Here is a 17,174-nt window from a genome sequence, read left to right as displayed (position 1 = left end):
GACCCCTCACTCCGTCGGCGGTGCACCCGGCCGATCAGCCGAAGCCGATACGACAACAATTCGGCAGCCCACGTCATAGAAGAGGTTGTAGGACCGGTCCACGGCGCGGGAGCTACAGGCGGCGAATTCGAAGGTGTTGTACCAGGAGCTGCCCCGCACAATGTGCTCGTCGAGGCTGTCGAAGGCGTCACGCGTGACGTCGTGCACAGCGGCGTAGGGGCGGTTCAGGCTGCTGGTCCACTCCCACACGTTGCCGCCGAGGTCGAAGGGCCCCCCATCCCACGACGGCAGGTAGATGCCGACAGGGCTGGGCTGGCGGATGTTGAGCACGTTGGAGCGCAAATGGCTCTTCTCGTCTGCCTCGTCGTCGCCCCAGGGATAAATGCGGTCGTCCTCGGAAGGCCGGCAGGCCCGCTCCCACTCGAACTCCGTCGGGACGCTGATGATGGCGTCCTCGGGCAGCGTGCCGGTGCGGTGGCCGTTCTCTGTGGCCCAGGCGCAGTACGCCGACGCCTCCCAGTAGTTGATGCCCACCACCGGCTGGTTGGGCTGGTTGAATCGCCGATCACCCCAGTAGAAGGGTCGCAGGCGGGTCCCGATCCGGATGACCGCCTCGGCCCGCAGGTCGTCGACAAGGATCTCGCCATCGCGCAATTCTTTTGCGTGGTGTTCGTGGACCGTCTCCAGCCAGTGCTCGCCGAGTTCGGCGAGCACACCGGGGTCGCCGCCAACCCACCCGGTTGCGTACCGGCCCGGCCAGTAGGCGGGTTCGGCGTATCCACCGTCCTCCAGGAACCGCGCGTACTGACTGTTCGTCACGAGATAGCGGCCGATGCCGAAGGCCGGAAACACCACCTCGCGAGTGCCGGCAGCCAGGGTCCGCTCGCTGTCCAACCGCCGACTGCCCATCGCCGCCGGGCCTGCCGGGATGACGACGAGATCTTTCCACGGTGGGCGAGTATCGCCACCCACCGTGACGAACCGGCGATCGCCGAGGTGCGCCACGACCGAGGCAGCGCGGAAGCGCTCGGCGAGTGTCAGCCGCTCGTTCTCGACCTGCCGGGCGACGGTGTCCTCCGCCCGCCGCCAGAGGCCCTCCATGCCACGGCCGTCGGCATCCGGGGCGAGCACGCGGCCGAATCCCAGGGTGGTGAGGCGCTCAACGCCGATCTCGGTGAGCATCTCGGCCGCGAGCTGTGAGCTGGCCACAGACGCCGCATCTGGCCTGCCTATGTCGAGTAGGTCGCCGACCAGGGTCAGCACGTAGAAGATGTCTGCGCCCTCGTGCCCGGCGAAGCCCGCCATCAGGCGGAAGGGCTCGCGCCAGTGCGGCTCCCGGGCGACGCGCAAGGCGTCGTCGGCCCGTGCGCCATTCGCGTAGTAGTGCCCGGCCAAGAACTCCTGAAAGTACCGATGGGCGAAGCGGTATCGCCCGGGCGCGATCTCGGCCAACAGGCCATGACTGCGCAGCAACTGGCTGGTGAGCTGCTCGGGGTCGGTTGGACGACCTCCCAGCCGGGCGAACTCCGTGCACAGCGCCTCGGCCTCTGCGGCGATGTCCAGCCGGGTAAGCCCGATCTCGAGGGTGCCCTCGACGTTCTCCTCAGCGCTGTGGATGAAGTGGGCGCAGCGCTGGGCCAGTGCAAAGAGCGCGCTGGCCGCGACCGCTGTGTCGTTGTCGCCGACGGTGCGCCACTTGGCCTTTCCGGCCAGCAGATGCCGGATCGCGGTGTCGCATACGACCGCCCGGACCTCAGGTAGCCGCCCCGCCTCGGAATGGATCAGCGTCAGCAATGTCAGCAGCAGCGGCAGCCCGGCCAGCTCGGCCAGCTCCGGATTGAGCAACTCCTGCTTCAGCCCGGCGGCCAGCCGGTCACCCTCGGCCGATTCGAACCGGCCGACCTGGACGGCCGCACGATACCACTGCTGCACATACCTATTACGTTCGATTCTGGTGTACGGCAGGAGCTCCAACTCCCGCGAGATGGCTACTTTGCGTGGGGGCCGATTCTGCCGGTAGTCGAATTTGCGGCAGGTGACAATCACGCGGATGCCGTTTGCGGGCAGCACGATCTGCGAGATGGCCCGCCGCACGCTTCCGATCAACGCCTCGCCGACCTCGTCCAGCCCATCAAGTAGCAGCAGCGCGGCGCCCCGCTGAACCTTCGAGCGCAGGTACGCGACCAACGCGGCCCCGGCCCCGCGGCCGTCGCGGGCGATGCAGAGCTGGACCTCTGGCACCCCGGACAACAGCAGGAGCGTCGGGTCGCCGGTCTCGCTGGCCACGACGCTGCCGAGCCGGACCCGGATCGGCAGCGTCCCCCCGGTGGTGAGGTGACGGCGCGCCTGCTTCAACGCGATGGCGGACACGGACGTTGACTTGCCGCCGCCGGGATCACTGAGGATGACGACCGAGTCCGACGTGGCGTCGAGCAGCTCGCCGAGGTCAGTCCCGTCGGTAAGCCCGACCATGGGTCCGTCGGCGGACAAGGCCTGGGAGTCGACCACTCGCAGTGGCGTCCAGACCTGCTCGAGCGTGACCACCCCGCCGTCGTCGCCGGTGGATGCGACCGGGTCGCCGAACGCGAGCGTCGAAGTCGATCGGATCAGGTCGTTGAGATACTCCTGGACCAGGTCCTGAACGGACACGCCAGCCAGCCCGGCCGCGCCGCCGTCAACGAGCGCCGTGACTCGCTCCATGTCTCGTTCCGGGTCGACATAGCTGATTGGCGGTGCCGCGTTGATCGCGAACGGGAACCGATGGGCGCTGCGAAGACCGCTCTCAACCGGCTCGGGAAGGTCGGCTCGCAGTAGCCGCGAGCGCAGCTCAACGAAGACCTGGTCCAGCCGCAGCGTCGCCGGCCGCCCTGGGATGCCCTCGTTGACCACGTCGACGAGCGCGCGGGTGAAGTGGGTCGGCTCGGCGTTGAGTGGCGCCTTTGCCTTCATGTGGATCCGGCTCGCGCCGACGAAGTAGAGCCCGTCGACTGGATACGCCTCGAGGAGGTCACCGGACTGGAAATGGAAGTTGGACCGCGTCCCGAGCTCGGCATGGCAGCAATCCAGAATGATGAGCTTGGTGAGCGCCGGGCAGCCGCGCAGGATCTTGGCCACCGCTTCGTAGAGCAGCGCGGTGTATGGCAACGACTCGGCCGCGGCCTCGGTGTTCCGCACCGCGAGCGCGAGCTGCCCCTCAGACGTCCGCAGTCCGTGCCCGACGTAGTAGAGCAGCACGGTATCGCGGATATTGCGGACGGTGGCGACAAGCTGACTGGCCAACTCGGAGGGAGAACCTGGCTCGGCGATAACCGTCACCCGGTCGCCAGGCCACCCGCACCACTGGCCGGTAAGCAACGCCTCCATCGCCCTAAGGCTGGCGCCCGCAGCCGGTAGATCCGGTATTCGGTCGTCGCGATACTCCGAGGCACCGATCAGGATCGCGCGAGACTGGGAGAGATCACGGCTCACCCAGCATCTCCCGCAGCAAGGGCAAGGCCTCCTCGACCGTGTCCGCCTTGATCTCGAGCTGCTGCCCTCGGCCCTGAACCTTCAGAACGAACTTCGGCCCGCGCGACTCGACAAGCGCCCGCAGCAGTTGCAACAACGAGGCCACCGCCCCGCTGGAGCAGGCGACCAGAAGCAGCTCGAGCTCCCACCCCTGATCTCCGGCCTCGGCCGGAGAATGCTTCGCCTCGACACTGACCCCCGGTGCGCCACGAAGCTCGCCGTAGACATAGTCGAGATCGTCAGGGTCCTCGGCCCGCAGTTCGATCCCATGGCCAAGCAGATCCGGCGCCCCCATTTGTCCCCGCTCCGATCTCATTCGAGGTCGACAATGAGTAAATGCTCCATGACGAGCCGAGATTTGTGAAGGCCTCGCCCTCGGCCATGATCGCCCGAAACCCGACACTGGCCCAACCGTGTGGCCTACTGCGACCCTCAGCCCACGCCCGCCAGGTCGCCGAATTGGAGTGTTCAGTGCTCGCAGTTGCCCACCCCACGCAGTTCGGGCACTCGTACAAGGTCGAACTGGCATACCCAAACCGCCCGTCCAGATGGACATCGGCTCGGTCCTGCACGTTGACGATGTTGTAGCCGGCAAGGTGTCCGCCCTCTACACCAGGGCCGAACCCAGAGATTTCCTCGACGTCGACGTTGCCGTCACATCCGGACGCTACAGCCGCGAACGCCTCTGCGAACTCGCTGGACAGGCTGATGCCGGCTTCGAGTGCCGCATCCTCGCCGACCTGTTCACCATGCGACCTCGCGGCGATCAGGTGTTCGGTGCGGTAACGCTGGCTTTGGGCTAGCCGCGTGCGGTCCCGGCCGCTCAGTGATGGACCAGAGGGGCCGCGCCAGGCTGGCCGAGATCCTTCGAGCATGGCAGGACTCGGAGCGCAGTTCGCTTCTCGGGTGGGCCAGGCGGGAACCTTGGTTCGACGGAATCGGCTGACCTGCTGCTTCGAGATGTCGGTCGCTACCCCAGGCTCATGGCCCACGGCCCGTTGCGGAGCCGTAGAGATCAGAAACGCCAGGTCCGGGCGGATGCCCTGGCCTGGCGTTTCTCTGTCTGAGCGGGTGAAGGGAATCGAACCCTCACTGTCAGCTTGGGAACCAGACAGGTGGCCCTCACCAGATGTGTAAACCTCCAGGACGCGCCTGCGGCGAGCGGCCTGGAGCGGCCAGACGTCGCCTGGGCTAATGGCCCGCTAATGGCCCGGACACCGCTTGTCGATATACCAAAAACGGTATACCGTCAGCAGGTGAGACGCTACGTCATCGAGCTGGAGCCAGAGGTGCGCGACTGGCTCGAAACCTTGCGCCTCACGGAGTACGCCAAGGTAGAGGCGATGGCCGACATCCTCGCCGAGCGCGCCGAGACGCTTAGCGAGCCCTACTCACGTCATCTCGGCGGCAAGACACGTGAACTGCGGTTCCACCTCGACAGGTCGGCCGTCCGCATTAGCTACTGGCTCGCACCCCAAACCCGGGTGGTGTTACTGACGGTGTTCCGCAAGTCCCGCCAGGTCGAACGCGCCGAGGTCATGCGAGCTATCGCCGCTCAGCAGACGTGCGAACTGGGACACGAGGACCATGCGCCAGCGACCGAGATCTTCGAGCGAAAATGGCAATGAAGCACAACGGAAGGGCGGAAGGACCATGACGGCACGTCACTCTCGCTGGGAGCGCACCGGCGCCGAGCAGCACAACTCCGCCTACGAAGAGGCACGAGCAGCGCTCCTGCTCGGCCAGATGGTCTACGACCGCCGCACCGAACTCGGACTCACCCAAGGCGAACTCGCCGAACGCGCCGGCATGACCCAACCGCAGCTGTCACGCCTGGAATCAGGTGGCGCCACACCCACCGTGCCACTGCTGGCCAGACTCGCAGCAGCACTCGACGCGGAGCTCGACATCACCTTCAAGCCCCACCGCGACGCTGCCGCCTGAGTCGCATCAGGACAGCTGACAGTCGGGCTAATGGCACGCCAATGGCCCGCAGCGGGTTTCGAGTGACCGGACATGCAAGAGGCCCTGGCTGGACTTATGTCCTGACCAGGGCCTTCGTCGTGGAGCGGGTGAAGCGAATCGAACCCTCACTGTCAGCTTGGGAACTGGACAAGGTTGCGGCGAAGTCGCTGCCCACTGGTTGGCGCGAGTGTTCTGAGTGGCCTGGAGCGACCTCATGTCGCCTGCCGTAATGGCACGCTAATGGCACGCCGAGTTGGTCATGCCGCGTCAGGCCTGGCCTGAAAGCCAACCGCCAGCTCGACGTCGAGCGCGCGTGCGAGGCGTTCGAGAACCGGCAGCGTCGGCACGGTGCCACCCGCCTCGAAGCGTGCGATCGCGGACTGCGTCATGGCGGCCGGTCGTCAGGAACACCATGAGAATGATCCGGTCCGCCGACACGATCCAGTACGTGATCCGCACGGCGTCACGCTCCACATGAAACCGCAGCTCTTCGAGTAGATCACTAATGCCTCATGGGCGGCTGTTGACGATGCCAGACGCTGGCAAGGAGGCAAGCCATTAGCCAGAACCCCTCGCTCGGATCAAGTATTGCGTTCCCTGCGGTGAAGACGTTGGAGAATGCATCCATCTTGCGCTCCTTAGTCATACCGGGCACTCCAAGGTGAAAGTTTTCTAACGTCACATCTTCCGCTTGCCAATCCAAATCACTGTGCAGCAGGGACGCAGACGACACCCCTCGGCGTTGTTGAAATATGAGCCGCTCGCCGTCCTCGTTCTCGAAGTAGGATAGAAAGTCCGTGGTGTCGAAAACACTCCCAGAAATCTTCGTCAGAAATCTGTGCAACTCCGCCGTCTCGGATATATAGCCACGCATTTGTCTCACAAATTTGCCAACGCCAACATCACTGAGCACGTCACTTGAGAGGATAGAGATGCTTTTGCGCGCAACACCGTCACGCGCCGCTTGTCGAAGCTGCTGGCTAGCATTTCCCCAGTGCAGAGCGCCAGAATCCGGATCAAAAACCACGCAGACTATTGGGACGTTAGATTTTAGCCAAAACTCCGCATGATCTCCGGCCGGCACCCTGTACCCACCCTTCGCCGCGAACGACCTTCCTCCTTTAGCTTGAATTGCAATCGTATCGCCGGTTCGACGGGCACCCTCGGTCAAAGTAACGTATAGATCCTCACCGTGATCGTTCCCGCCATCGATTTCCTGAACGATGTGATCATGAGCCTCCAAGAGAGTTCTAAGAGCATTCACGGCGGCGCGCTCCATCCGCCGATTCTTGTTCAATACCATTTCGAGTTCCCCTCCAGTTACCCCGAAGCGACCAAACTGATTTACCTGGAATCAGTTCGTCACTGATGCGCAACCAGCATAAGAGACGTGGTTACGCCTGACGCGTAACATGCAGAAGGCGGCAGACCAATCGGCCAAGGCTGGACAGAGCTCGTCGATCTTGTTGCCTAACACTAGGCCGACTGGCCTGCCAGAACCACCTGCCGCTGCAGGCGACCAGCACGACCAAAATCAGCCCAGCGAAGCTCTGAGAACGTCCCTCCGAGCCGACATCGTTCCGCGCTCTGCAGCCTAACGGCGTGGAGCGGCCAGGGTTTGCGTGGACTCGTAGCCCGCTAACGGCCCGGCGCGTCCCGAACGTTCAACAACTGTCGCCGCCATCCGTCGACGCGCTTCCGTAGCGCCGAAACCGCGGCGGGCTCGACGCCGTACTCCGCGAAGTCTTCGTCATCGAAGCGCACGATTGACCGCAGCATCTGTTCGAATACTGCTCGGTCAAAGCCTGCGTCGACCGCCTCGGCAAGCTCGCACAACCGCTCCAGCGTGTAACGCTCGCTAGCGATCGCGGCATCGATGTCAAGGAAGTCGCGGGCGGCAGCACGGTTGTACAGCGCATCTATCTTGCCGGCCATGACGTCGTCTGCATGCAGTACCGGGCCGATGTCCATCTGCACCGGCGGCTGCGAGCGCCAGTTAGCGACCAGCTCGACGCGGTGGTGCTCGCTTCGCTCCGCTGGGTCCGTGAGATAGAGCCGGGAAAATGTCTCCGTGCGGTGGTCGACCTCCACCTCGTAGCCGGCTGCCACGTAGGCGGCGATGACGACCTCGACCGCGGCGGGAAAGTCGGCCCGTCGTTGCCAGTCGGCGAAGAGATCGACGTCCTCGCTCGGACGCTGCAGGATGCCGTGGGCGGCAACGGCGTGACCGCCGGCCAACGCGAACCCGTGCTCGCCTCCGGCACGCAGCCCGATCTCTGCGAGCCGTCGATGCGTCGACGCCTTGTCGAGCATCACTAGGCAGCAGGCCGCCGCAGGGCGGCGAGATGGGGGAACTGAGCTTCCCAGAGTTGCCGAACCTGGGGTGGCAGCACGAGATCAGGCCACAGCCTCAGCAACGTCGGCCCGTCAAGCCACGTCTGCAGTTCCTCAACATGCGTGGCCTCACGAAGCACGGTCTCGTACATGCTCGCCAGCCGGCGCGGGTTGCCGAGGTCGTAAACGGCCCGCCCAGACCAGTTCAACCGCCGGTCAAGCTGAGCCTCGCCGGTCGTCGGCCCGCGCAACTCGCCCAGGTCGGTCACGACGACGTACGGACGCTGGTCCGCGTAGCGCGACCCGACCGGAGCGCGCCGACCGTCCTCGCTCATCCCAGCACCTCCATCGCCACAAGCCCCACGTTCACGGTAGTCCACGTGAAGGAGACGAAGTACGACCGACCACCGCGAAGGGCGACCACAGATCGCGGGGTCTGGGGCTCGGGCCCCAGGGATTATGCGAAATCCCCCTGGTTCGCGCTCTCCGCGAACCAGGGGGACCCCGGGATTGAGCGGGTGAAGGGAATCGAACCCTCACTGTCAGCTTGGGAAGCTGATGTTCTGCCATTGAACTACACCCGCGAGCGACGCCTACTGTACCGAATCCGCGGCCGCCGTGCACGGACCATTCCGGCGGGCTCGCGGAACTCGGGCTAAGCGGTCGCGCCAGAGGGTCTTCGTGGAGGTGAGCGGGGAGTCGCGTTGGACGATCATCGCTACCTCGATGGTGAGGGCGTAGAGCTTCCAGTCGACCCGTTGGGCGGCTCGCATCTGGAGGGCCAGAGAGGCCACGACCAGGGGATCCATGACTGGGGCGGCGCGGCCGGAGAGGTATGCCTCGTCGGAGGTGTCCTCGGCGGGGAAGCTGTGCAGCGCGTAGCGGCCGTCGCGGTCCAGGTCGTGGCGCTTCGGGGAGGGCAGGATGAAGCAGTAGAGGCCCTCGTCGGTGATGACGGGCATCACGGGGTGGACGCGGGGTCCTCCGTCGGGGCGGATGGTGGCCAGGTAGCCCATGCCGGGCCCGTACTGGCAGATCAAGGTGCGGATGGCCGTCGCCAGGAGGGGCTCGGCCGCGGAGAATTCAGCCCACGTCGCCATGCCTCCAAGTTACTCGTACACGTGTACGAAGAGTGTGTGATTCCTCGAATGGAGGACAATGACGTTGTGGGTGATGCGGGTGAGTTGATCGACCTCCTGCGGACGTTCAACCTCGAGGCGGATCGGTTCGTCGAGGTGTTCACGCGGGCGCACGGGCTGCATCGGACGGATCTCAACGCGGTGGCGTACATCTGGCGGGCGGCCGAGGAGGACAAGCCCCTCACGCCGGGCGAGCTCGCCCGGAAGCTCAGGCTGAGCCCGGCGGCGACGACCGCGCTGCTCGACCGGCTCACGAGGGCGGGGCATGTCGAGCGGCGGCACGACACGGCGGATCGGCGTCGGGTGCACCTCGAAATGCAGCCATCGGCACGGGCCTTGGCGCAGGCGTTCTTCACGCCGCTGGGGCAGCATCTGCGGGCGGCGTTCGACGAGTTCGACGACGAGGCACTGGACGCCGCGACCAGGGTGCTGATCAGGGTCAACAAGGCAACCGCAAAAGCCGCCGACGAAGCAAGAAGCACGGCGTAATAGGGTCAGGGACGTGCTGCTCTCCGATCGTGACCTGACCAAAGAACTCGCCGACGGCCAGTTGCGGCTGGAGCCGTTCGAGAAGGACCTGGTTCAGCCGTCGAGCATTGACGTGCGGCTCGACCGGTGGTTCCGGGTGTTCAACAACCACCTGTACACCCACATCGATCCGGCGACGCAGCAGGACGATCTCACCGCGATGGTGGAGGTCGAGGACGGTCAGCCGTTCGTGCTGCACCCGGGCGAGTTCGTGCTCGCCTCGACGCTCGAAGTGATCAGCCTCGGCGATCAGCTGGCCGGCCGGCTGGAGGGCAAGTCCAGCCTCGGGCGACTCGGGTTGCTGACGCACTCGACCGCGGGGTTCATCGACCCGGGGTTCTCCGGGCACGTGACGCTCGAGCTGTCCAACGTGGCCAACCTGCCGATCATGCTCTGGCCGGGCATGAAGATCGGGCAGCTGTGCATCTTCCGGCTGTCGAGCCCGTCGGAGCACCCGTACGGGGCCGCGGTGTACGGCTCCCGGTATCAGGGACAGCGCGGCCCGACGGCGAGCCGGTCCTACCAGAACTGGCGGACCTGGCCCACCGCGACATGAGCACGGGCGTCACGCCACCCGGCCGTACCCCGCGATCGGTGCGGAGTCGATCTTCTTCATCCTGACCACGTCGCCGGAGGTCGGTGCGTGGACCATCCAGCCTCCGCCGACGTAGAGACCGACGTGGTGCAGGTCGCTGTAGAAGAAGACCAGGTCACCGGCCTTCAGGTCGGCGCGTGAGACGCGCTTCGTGTCCGAGTACTGCCACTTGGTGTAGTGCCGCAGCGTGTGGCCGGCCTGCTTCCAGGCGTAGAGCGTCAGCCCGGAGCAGTCGAAGGTGTTGGGGCCTTCGGCCGCCCACACGTACTTCTTGCCGATCTGCTGGCAGGCGACCTGTGCGGCCTTCGCGGCGTCGCCGCCGGAGTATTCGACCGGGCAGGCGACGGGGCGCAGCTCGCCGGTGGCGCCGCTGGTTCCGTACGCCTTGGTGCGCAGGTCGTTGAGCGTCTTGATCTCGGCGTTGATCGTCGTTTCCTTGGCCGCCATCTCGGCCTCGGCGGCCTTCTGGGTGGCGATCAGCTCGTCGAGCGGCTTCTTCTGCTCGTCCAGGACCTTCTTGCTGTCCAGGACGTCCTTGATGCCGGCGGCCTCGTCCTTGGCGATCATGTTGAGCATGACCAACTGCTCGGCGAACGTGTCCGGCGAGCCGGTGGTCATGAGGGCGTTGAAGGTGGAGACGCGGCCGGTCTTGTACTGCAGCACCGAGAACGCGCTCACCCGCATCAGCGCCGTGTCGACCTGCGCCTGCAGCGGGTCGATCTGGTTCTTCAGCTGGGCCTGCTTGGCCAGGTTGGCCTTCAGCTCGCCCTTGAGCTGGTTGTGCTGCTCGATGATGGGCTCGACTTCGTTCCACTTCTTGTCGATCTGCGCTTCGAGCTCGGCCGGGGTCGGCTCCGCGTGGGCGGCACCGGTGATCCCGACGGCGAGCGACAGACCGCTGAGCGTGGCAACGACGAGTCGCAACAAACGCCTCGTATGGGTCTCCACGGAGGAGAGGCTCCTTCTTCCAGCCGCCTACCGGGTTAGCTGACGGGTTCGGACGGAGAAGGTCGTCCTACCGCGACCTGGTCGCGGATTCACCCCGATGGCGCAGTTGGGTCCCCGGCTCAAAAAATTCGACTCGGCGGTGCCGTCTGGCGCACCCGTGCTGGGCGCGGACATCCATCCGACCGGAAATTACGGTATGGCGAGCGCTCCCAACCGGCAAGTCAACGAACGATTGTTGTCCGAATTGGGCGAAAAGTCACGAGGGTAAAGTGACGAACACGTCATCAATTGCGCCGGCGAACTGATCGTTGTTCGCGCTGGTCCCCTTGCCGCCAATACAGAGCGGATCCGCGTTCACTATGGACAGTGACGAAGGAATTGCCGATCGCCCCTTGAGCTTGCCGTCCACAGCCACCGTGAGCAGGGCGTCACTGCGCGAACACTCCACCCGGTGCCACCGCCCGTCGGCCACCGTCAGCGATGCGAGAGCTACGTAAATGGCAGGTCCGGCAGTGCCGACAATCACACAACTCGGATGTCCGGCGGCACCGTCCACCTGCAACTTGAACTGACTGTCACCGACCGAGAACCCTTTTTGGATGACATTGGCGCCCTTGGAAGTCTCATCGGGCGTGACGAGCACACTCGCGCCATAGGTGAACGCACCCTGGCCCGGATTGAGAAATTCCGCCGGGCCGCTCTGCAGGATGGCACGCGCACAACTCTCCGCACCGTAATGCTCACACCGCTGCGGGAATCGGACCGCCAGTCCGGCGCCGTGCGGCACGGTGGACAGCTCGCCGCCGGACTTGCGGACCCGCAGCGGCAGCCGGCCCGAGCCGTCCTGGACCTGCCCGGCGATCCCGCCGTCGAAGGTGTACCGCACACCGGGCACCGCATGCGTCACGGGCGGTGGGGCGGACGGATGCACGGCCTCGACCCCAGGGGCGGCAGGAGACGGCGGCGGCGAGGAGGCCGGGGCGGACGGCAGAGACTCAGCCTGCCCCGAAGGGCCCCCGCGAAGCGCGAGCGCGAAAAGAACCGCGACCACCGATGCGAGCGCAACAAGAATCATGAGCCGTCGCCGGCGGGGCCACGTACGCATAGCCGGACATTATGCCGAGGAACGGACACCAAGAGCCGGCGCACCGCAGCGGAACCACACGTTAGAGCGAGACCGGCTGCCCGACGACCGCGGTGAGCACGTCGTCCAGCGTGACCACGCCGATCGGCACCCGGCCGTCGCTGACGAGCACGATGTGCTGCCGCTCGCGGCGCATCGCCAGCAGCAGCTCGGCAAGGGTCCGCGTCGGCGGCACGATGCCGAGCGGGCGGATCAGGTCGAGCGGGATCGGGGCGCGCCGCTGCGGGCCGACGAACCCGATGACGTCCTTCACGTGGACGAAGCCCAGCACGCGCCGGGACGAGCGCTCCACGACGGGAAACCGGGACCGGTTGGTGCGGGTCGCGAGGACCTCGAGCGAGGCCGGCGAGACGTCCTCCGCCACCGTGGTGATCTCGGACCAGAGGCGCAGCGCGTCCCGGGCGGTGCGCCGGCTCAGCGCGAGGGCGCCGGTGATGCGGGCGTGCTCCTCGGGCGCGAGCAGCCCCTCCGTGGTGGCCTGGGCAGCGAGCCCGGCGAGCTCCTCGGCGGTGAAGACGGTCTTGACCGAGCCGGTCGCCTCGATCCGCCACAGCGACAGGATCGTGCGGGACGCCCATTTCATGGCGACCAGGACCGGCTTCAGCGCCATGCAGAACGCGAGCATCGGCGGGCCCAGCCAGAGCACCGCCTTCTCCGGCGAGGCCAGGGTCAGGTTCTTCGGGACCATCTCACCGATGACGGTGTGCGCGAACACGACCACGCCGAGCGCCAGGATGAACGCCACCGGATGGATCAGCTGCTCCGGCACGTGCAGCGCGTGGAATGGCCCCTGAAGCCCGTGCGCGAGCGCGGGCTCGGCCAGCGCGCCCAGGCCGAGGGAGCAGATCGTGACGCCGAGCTGGGCACCCGCGATCATCAGCGGGATCTCGTTCATCGCCCGCAGCGCGGTGCGGGCCCGGCGGGACGTGGCGGCCATCGGCTCGATCACGGTGCGCCGCGACGCGATCAGCGCGAACTCGCTGGCGACGAAGAAGCCGTTGCTCAGCAACAGCGCGACGGTGATCAGCAGGTCACTCATCGAAGGGCTCCGGGCGCACGACGCGGACCTGCTCGATACGGCGCTTCTCGACCTCGACCACGGTGAACTCCCAGCCGTCCTCTTTCCACGTCTCCCCGACGGCCGGGATCCGGCCCAGGCGGGCCATCAGGAAGCCGGCAAGCGTCTCGTAGGGTCCTTCGGGCATCCGGAAGCCGGTCACCTCGGCCAGCTCGTCCTCCCGCAGCACGCCGTCGACGAGCATGGTGAGCTCATCGCCGGGGGCGGTCAGGTCAGGCATGCCGTGCGCGGTGGTCGGCTCCTCCTCGATGTCGTGCTCGTCGACGATCTCGCCGACCAGCTCCTCCACCAGGTCCTCGACGGTGACGACGCCGTCGGTGCCGCCGTATTCGTCCACGACGATCGCGAAGTCGGAGCCGCTGCGGCGCAGTGCCTGGAGGACACCGTCGAGGTCGAGGCTCTCCGGCACGAACACCGGCTCCCGGGCGACCGCGCCGACCCTGGTGGTGGGCCGGCGCACCGGGGGCACCCCGAGCGCGTCGGTGACCGTCACGACGCCGGTGACCTGGTCCAGCGTCTGCACGTAGATCGGGAAGCGGCTGTATCCGGTCTGCACCGACGTGGCCAGCAGATCGGCGACGGTGGCGTCGGCGCGCAGCGAGATGACGTCGACCCGCGGGGTCATCGCCTCGGCGGCCCGCTTGTCGCCGAAGCGGATGGTGCGCTGCAACAGCACCGCGGTCTCGCGCGGCAGGGCGCCGGCCCGGGCCGAGATCGCCGCGAGCAGGCCGAGCTCCTCCGGCGACCGGGCGCTGGCCAGCTCCTCCTGCGGCTCGACGCCGAACCTGCGCACGATCCAGTTGGCGGAGTCGTTGAGCAGCCGGATCAGCCACGAGAACAGCTTGGAGAACATGCGCTGCGGGCCGGCGGTCGCGCGGGCGACCGGCATCGGCTTGGCGAGCGCGGCGTTCTTCGGGACGAGCTCGCCGAACAGCATCGACAGCAGCGTGGCCAGGACCAGCGCGGCGACGTGCGCGGCGCCCTTGGTCATGGTGCCGAACACCGGTTTGAACACCGGCTCGAAGATGTGCGCCAGGGCCGGCTCGGCGAGGTAGCCCGCGAGCAGCGCGGTGATCGTGATGCCGAGCTGCGCGCCGGACAGCTGAAACGACAGCTCCCGCAGGGCGAGCCGGACGGTCCGCGCCTTGCGGTCACCCCCGCTGGCCTGCTGCTCGATCTCCGCCCGGTCGACTGTGACCAGGGCGAACTCGGCCGCGACGAAGCCCGCATTCGCCGCGGTGAGCAGCGCGAAGGCCAACAGGGGCAACAGGGTGGTGAACACGCGCGCGCGACGATCCCTTCAAGGTGACAGCCGATTGTTCCACGTGAACCCATGGACCGCTGACGGCGGCTGGCACCGCATCGAGAGGCGTAGATCACCCTCCCTCTTTCGGGGACTTCTCGCCTTCCCGGGCAGCGCGGATGCTGTGGAAACGACATGAGGAGGCGACATGGGAGCGGCACTGATCGGTGTCTGCGTAGCGGTCATCGCCGGGTTCGCCGCCGGCAGCGCGAACACCAAGGCCAGACGGGCCAGGCTGGACTACAGCCGCACCAAGGCGCTCGTGCCATCGGCGCGGAAGGCCGCATGGTCCGAGAGCCTCAAAGGCCTCCGTGTGATTGCGACGGCGGCGGCGGTACTGGTAGCGCTCGCGATGGCGATGAACGTCATCGGGCAGCGCTGACTCCGACGCCTGAAAGTACCGTTAAAAGTCCGTTTTGTCCATAGAAGTCATGACGACGACAGCGACCGCAGCAACACCGACGCCACGTCCACGACCTCGACGTCGTCCGGCGCCGCACCGGCCGCCTTCTTGCCGGTGACACCGTCGCCGAGCATCGTCAGGCAGAACGGGCACGACACCGCGACGGTCTTCGCACCGGTCGACAGCGCCTCCTCGACGCGCTCGACGTTGATGCGCTTGCCGATGCGCTCCTCCATCCACATGCGCGCGCCGCCGGCGCCACAGCAGAACGAACGCTCCGCGAAGCGGTCCATCTCGACCAGGCCCGCGTCGTCGGACGGCGACGAGGAGGCGACCGCGCCGAGCACCTCGCGCGGCGGCGCGAAGACCCGGTTGTGGCGGCCCAGGTAGCACGGGTCGTGGTAGGTGATGGCGCCGTCGAGCGGCTGCACCGGCGTCAGCTTGCCGGCGGAGACCAGCTGGGCGAGGAGCTGCGTGTGGTGGATGACCTCGAAGTGACCGCCGAGCTGGCCGTACTCGTTGGCGAGGGTGTTGAAGCAGTGCGGGCAGGTCGCGACGATCTTCTTGACGCCGGCCTCGTTGAGGGTCTCGACGTTCTGCTGCGCGAGCATCTGGAAGACGAACTCGTTGCCGATGCGGCGGGCCGGGTCGCCGGTGCAGGTCTCGCCCTGGCCGAGGATCGCGAACGACACGCCCGCCTCGTTGAGCAGGGTGGCGACGGCGCGGGTCGTCTTCTTCGCGCGGTCTTCGAAGGCGCCGGCGCAGCCGACCCAGAACAGGTATTCGAAGTCGCCACCGTCGGCGACGTTGGGCACCGCGAAGTCCAGGCCCTTGGTCCAGTCGTCGCGGGTCGACTGGGCGGCACCCCACGGGTTGCCCTTGTTCTCGAGGTTGCGGAGCATGACGCCCGCCTCGGTCGGGAAGTTCGACTCGATGAGCACCTGGTAGCGCCGCATGTCGACGATGTGGTCGACGTGTTCGATGTCGACCGGGCACTGCTCGACGCAGGCGCCGCAGGTGGTGCACGACCACAGCACGTCCGGGTCGATCACGCCGAGCTCGTCGACGCCGCCGATCAGCGGCCGGTCCTTCTCCGCGAGGGCGAGGACGTCGACCTTGGCCAGGGCCTCCTCGCTCGCCGACGAACCGCCGGCCAGCAGGTAGGGCGCCTTCGCGTAGGCGTGGTCGCGCAGGCTGAGGATCAGCAGCTTCGGGGAGAGCGGCTTGCCGGTGTTCCAGGCCGGGCACTGCGACTGGCACCGCCCGCACTCGGTGCAGGTGGAGAAGTCGAGCATGCCCTTCCACGTGAACTGCTCGACCTGCGCGACGCCGAACTGGTCCTTCTCCGGGTCGGCCTCCTCGAAGTCGAGCGGCTTGCCCTCGCTCATCATCGGCCGGAGCCCGCCGAGGCCGGAGCCGGCGCGGCCCGGGTTGCGCTTGAAGTAGATGTTGAAGAATGCCAGGAAGCGGTGCCAGGCGACGCCCATCGTGATGTTGCTGGCGATCACGATGACCCAGGTCATCGAGACAATGATCTTCGCCATGGCGATGAGGCTGACCGCGGCGGCGCTGGCGGGCAGCACGGCCCCGAGCCCGTGGCTGACCGGCGCGGCCCACACCGGCCACTCGAGCGTGTCGTTGGCGGCCTTGAAGCCACGGATGAAGAAGCCGCAGAGCAGCACCGCGAGGATCGTGTACTCGACGTAGTAGGCCTGCCACATCGTCGAGCCGGCGAACCGGGAGCGCCGGTTCGGGTTGCCGGGCAGGTTGCGCAGCCGGATGCCGATCAGGACCAGGATGCCGATGAAGCCGAGCACGCCGATCCACTCGGTGACCAGGCCGTAGACGTTCCAGGAACCGATCAGCGGCAGGCCGTGGTCGGGCACGGCGACCTCGAAGTAGGCCTCGAGCACCAGCGACGACAGCGCGATGAACGCGATCATGACGAACCAGTGCGCGGCGCCGACGACGGTCCAGCGCAGCATCCTGGTGTGACCCAGGGTCTCGGTGAGCATCGTCTTGAGGCGCAGGCCACGGGAGCCGCCGCGGTCGGGATCGGGCTGGCCGAGCCGCACCACGGAGATCATGCGCCGCACGGTGCGCACAACGAGCACGGTGGCGACGACGGTGATAGCCGCCGCGACGCTCGTCGCGATGATCTGCACTGGGCCCATGCCGATGCCTCCAACGCTGCTGGTCCTTGGAAGGACCTTAGTCCCCCTCGTTACCC

The 17,174-nt window shown here is 66.7% G+C and carries 18 protein-coding genes, 1 tRNA gene and 1 riboswitch; of the genes, 6 read left to right on the top strand and 13 right to left on the bottom strand.

The features are described from left to right. Nucleotides 1-6 precede the first annotated feature (6 nt). Together Dsi01nite_RS28765 and Dsi01nite_RS28760 are read right to left on the bottom strand one after the other, a co-directional pair. Nucleotides 7-3,468: a caspase, EACC1-associated type gene (locus tag Dsi01nite_RS28765; RefSeq protein ID WP_239136244.1), complete on the bottom strand. Its 3,462-nt coding sequence runs from the start codon at nt 3,466-3,468 to the stop codon at nt 7-9. Further along, the gene (locus Dsi01nite_RS28760) at nt 3,458-3,802 is read right to left on the bottom strand and encodes an effector-associated constant component EACC1 (RefSeq protein ID WP_203849403.1); all 345 of its coding nucleotides are present in this window, start codon (nt 3,800-3,802) and stop codon (nt 3,458-3,460) included. Before Dsi01nite_RS28760 ends, Dsi01nite_RS28765 begins: the two co-directional genes overlap by 11 nt. A gap of 253 nt (nt 3,803-4,055) precedes the next feature. Between Dsi01nite_RS28760 and Dsi01nite_RS28755 the strand changes: the two genes are divergently transcribed. From Dsi01nite_RS28755 to Dsi01nite_RS28745, 3 genes are all read left to right on the top strand, one after another. After that, nucleotides 4,056-4,310: a nucleotidyl transferase AbiEii/AbiGii toxin family protein gene (locus tag Dsi01nite_RS28755; RefSeq protein WP_203849402.1), complete on the top strand. Its 255-nt coding sequence runs from the start codon at nt 4,056-4,058 to the stop codon at nt 4,308-4,310. Nucleotides 4,311-4,763: 453 nt separating this feature from the next. Then, nucleotides 4,764-5,135, top strand: a complete 372-nt coding sequence (locus tag Dsi01nite_RS28750) for a type II toxin-antitoxin system RelE/ParE family toxin (protein ID WP_239136243.1) — start codon at nt 4,764-4,766, stop codon at nt 5,133-5,135. Nucleotides 5,136-5,160: 25 nt separating this feature from the next. Then, on the top strand, nt 5,161-5,451 hold the full coding sequence (locus Dsi01nite_RS28745) for a helix-turn-helix domain-containing protein (RefSeq protein WP_203849401.1): 291 nt from the start codon (nt 5,161-5,163) through the stop codon (nt 5,449-5,451). A gap of 278 nt (nt 5,452-5,729) precedes the next feature. On the opposite strand, the gene Dsi01nite_RS28740 is transcribed toward Dsi01nite_RS28745, so the two are convergent. The 6 genes from Dsi01nite_RS28740 to Dsi01nite_RS28715 all read right to left on the bottom strand — a co-directional run bounded on the left by Dsi01nite_RS28740 (nt 5,730) and on the right by Dsi01nite_RS28715 (nt 8,906). Continuing rightward, nucleotides 5,730-5,861, bottom strand: coding sequence for a helix-turn-helix domain-containing protein (locus tag Dsi01nite_RS28740; RefSeq protein ID WP_203849400.1), 132 nt, complete (start codon nt 5,859-5,861; stop codon nt 5,730-5,732). 113 nt (nt 5,862-5,974) lie between these two features. Next, the gene (locus Dsi01nite_RS28735; RefSeq protein WP_203849399.1) at nt 5,975-6,751 is read right to left on the bottom strand and encodes a DUF4365 domain-containing protein; all 777 of its coding nucleotides are present in this window, start codon (nt 6,749-6,751) and stop codon (nt 5,975-5,977) included. Between the two features lie 359 nt (nt 6,752-7,110). Continuing rightward, on the bottom strand, nt 7,111-7,785 hold the full coding sequence (locus Dsi01nite_RS28730; RefSeq protein WP_203849398.1) for a nucleotidyl transferase AbiEii/AbiGii toxin family protein: 675 nt from the start codon (nt 7,783-7,785) through the stop codon (nt 7,111-7,113). Nucleotides 7,786-7,787: 2 nt separating this feature from the next. Continuing rightward, complete coding sequence (locus tag Dsi01nite_RS28725; RefSeq protein ID WP_203849397.1) at nt 7,788-8,141, bottom strand: hypothetical protein; 354 nt, start codon at nt 8,139-8,141, stop codon at nt 7,788-7,790. 178 nt (nt 8,142-8,319) lie between these two features. Further along, nucleotides 8,320-8,390, bottom strand: a tRNA-Gly gene (locus tag Dsi01nite_RS28720). Nucleotides 8,391-8,399: 9 nt separating this feature from the next. Further along, nucleotides 8,400-8,906: a pyridoxamine 5'-phosphate oxidase family protein gene (locus Dsi01nite_RS28715; protein WP_203849396.1), complete on the bottom strand. Its 507-nt coding sequence runs from the start codon at nt 8,904-8,906 to the stop codon at nt 8,400-8,402. 66 nt (nt 8,907-8,972) lie between these two features. Here Dsi01nite_RS28715 and Dsi01nite_RS28710 point away from each other — a divergent pair, with 66 nt between their 5' ends. Then, entirely contained in the window at nt 8,973-9,434 is a 462-nt protein-coding gene (locus Dsi01nite_RS28710) for a MarR family winged helix-turn-helix transcriptional regulator (protein WP_203849395.1), read from the top strand. 13 nt (nt 9,435-9,447) lie between these two features. Next, nucleotides 9,448-10,029 carry a dCTP deaminase gene (dcd, locus tag Dsi01nite_RS28705; RefSeq protein ID WP_203849394.1) on the top strand — a complete coding sequence of 194 codons (582 nt, stop codon included), beginning with the start codon at nt 9,448-9,450 and terminating at the stop codon, nt 10,027-10,029. A 9-nt stretch (nt 10,030-10,038) separates the two neighbouring features. Here dcd and Dsi01nite_RS28700 read toward each other — a convergent pair whose 3' ends face one another. From Dsi01nite_RS28700 to Dsi01nite_RS28685, 4 genes are all read right to left on the bottom strand, one after another. Further along, nucleotides 10,039-10,992 carry a C40 family peptidase gene (locus Dsi01nite_RS28700; RefSeq protein ID WP_203849393.1) on the bottom strand — a complete coding sequence of 318 codons (954 nt, stop codon included), beginning with the start codon at nt 10,990-10,992 and terminating at the stop codon, nt 10,039-10,041. A 33-nt stretch (nt 10,993-11,025) separates the two neighbouring features. Next, nucleotides 11,026-11,165: riboswitch (cyclic di-AMP (ydaO/yuaA leader) on the bottom strand. Between the two features lie 107 nt (nt 11,166-11,272). Next, a complete protein-coding gene (locus Dsi01nite_RS28695) occupies nt 11,273-11,902 on the bottom strand; it encodes a LamG-like jellyroll fold domain-containing protein (protein ID WP_203849392.1) in 630 nt (209 codons plus the stop codon). Between the two features lie 280 nt (nt 11,903-12,182). Further along, complete coding sequence (locus tag Dsi01nite_RS28690; protein WP_203849391.1) at nt 12,183-13,199, bottom strand: hemolysin family protein; 1,017 nt, start codon at nt 13,197-13,199, stop codon at nt 12,183-12,185. Then, the gene (locus Dsi01nite_RS28685; RefSeq protein WP_239136242.1) at nt 13,192-14,520 is read right to left on the bottom strand and encodes a hemolysin family protein; all 1,329 of its coding nucleotides are present in this window, start codon (nt 14,518-14,520) and stop codon (nt 13,192-13,194) included. The genes Dsi01nite_RS28690 and Dsi01nite_RS28685 overlap by 8 nt, the downstream gene beginning before the upstream one ends. A 169-nt stretch (nt 14,521-14,689) precedes the next feature. Between Dsi01nite_RS28685 and Dsi01nite_RS28680 the strand changes: the two genes are divergently transcribed. Then, on the top strand, nt 14,690-14,923 hold the full coding sequence (locus Dsi01nite_RS28680; RefSeq protein WP_203849390.1) for a hypothetical protein: 234 nt from the start codon (nt 14,690-14,692) through the stop codon (nt 14,921-14,923). A gap of 47 nt (nt 14,924-14,970) precedes the next feature. Here the strand turns inward: Dsi01nite_RS28680 and Dsi01nite_RS28675 are convergent, their stop codons facing one another. Then, the gene (locus Dsi01nite_RS28675; protein WP_203849389.1) at nt 14,971-17,118 is read right to left on the bottom strand and encodes a (Fe-S)-binding protein; all 2,148 of its coding nucleotides are present in this window, start codon (nt 17,116-17,118) and stop codon (nt 14,971-14,973) included. Between the last annotated feature and the right edge of the window lie 56 nt (nt 17,119-17,174).

It is taken from the genome of Dactylosporangium siamense (assembly GCF_016862795.1).
Lineage (GTDB): Bacteria > Actinomycetota > Actinomycetes > Mycobacteriales > Micromonosporaceae > Dactylosporangium > Dactylosporangium siamense.
Note: the sequence above shows the minus strand (reverse complement) of the source record. Positions and strands in the feature narration are given on the sequence as shown.

Bases quoted from the DNA above. Each gene is read 5' to 3' on its own strand.
- Dsi01nite_RS28760 (WP_203849403.1), bottom strand. From the start codon at position 3,802: ATGGGGGCGCCGGATCTGCTTGGCCATGGGATCGAACTGCGGGCCGAG.
- Dsi01nite_RS28755 (WP_203849402.1), top strand. From the start codon at position 4,056: ATGGACATCGGCTCGGTCCTGCACGTTGACGATGTTGTAGCCGGCAAG.
- Dsi01nite_RS28745 (WP_203849401.1), top strand. From the start codon at position 5,161: ATGACGGCACGTCACTCTCGCTGGGAGCGCACCGGCGCCGAGCAGCAC.
- Dsi01nite_RS28740 (WP_203849400.1), bottom strand. From the start codon at position 5,861: ATGACGCAGTCCGCGATCGCACGCTTCGAGGCGGGTGGCACCGTGCCG.
- Dsi01nite_RS28735 (WP_203849399.1), bottom strand. From the start codon at position 6,751: ATGGAGCGCGCCGCCGTGAATGCTCTTAGAACTCTCTTGGAGGCTCAT.
- Dsi01nite_RS28730 (WP_203849398.1), bottom strand. From the start codon at position 7,785: ATGCTCGACAAGGCGTCGACGCATCGACGGCTCGCAGAGATCGGGCTG.
- Dsi01nite_RS28725 (WP_203849397.1), bottom strand. From the start codon at position 8,141: ATGAGCGAGGACGGTCGGCGCGCTCCGGTCGGGTCGCGCTACGCGGAC.
- Dsi01nite_RS28715 (WP_203849396.1), bottom strand. From the start codon at position 8,906: ATGGCGACGTGGGCTGAATTCTCCGCGGCCGAGCCCCTCCTGGCGACG.
- Dsi01nite_RS28690 (WP_203849391.1), bottom strand. From the start codon at position 13,199: ATGAGTGACCTGCTGATCACCGTCGCGCTGTTGCTGAGCAACGGCTTC.
- Dsi01nite_RS28680 (WP_203849390.1), top strand. From the start codon at position 14,690: ATGGGAGCGGCACTGATCGGTGTCTGCGTAGCGGTCATCGCCGGGTTC.
- Dsi01nite_RS28675 (WP_203849389.1), bottom strand. From the start codon at position 17,118: ATGGGCCCAGTGCAGATCATCGCGACGAGCGTCGCGGCGGCTATCACC.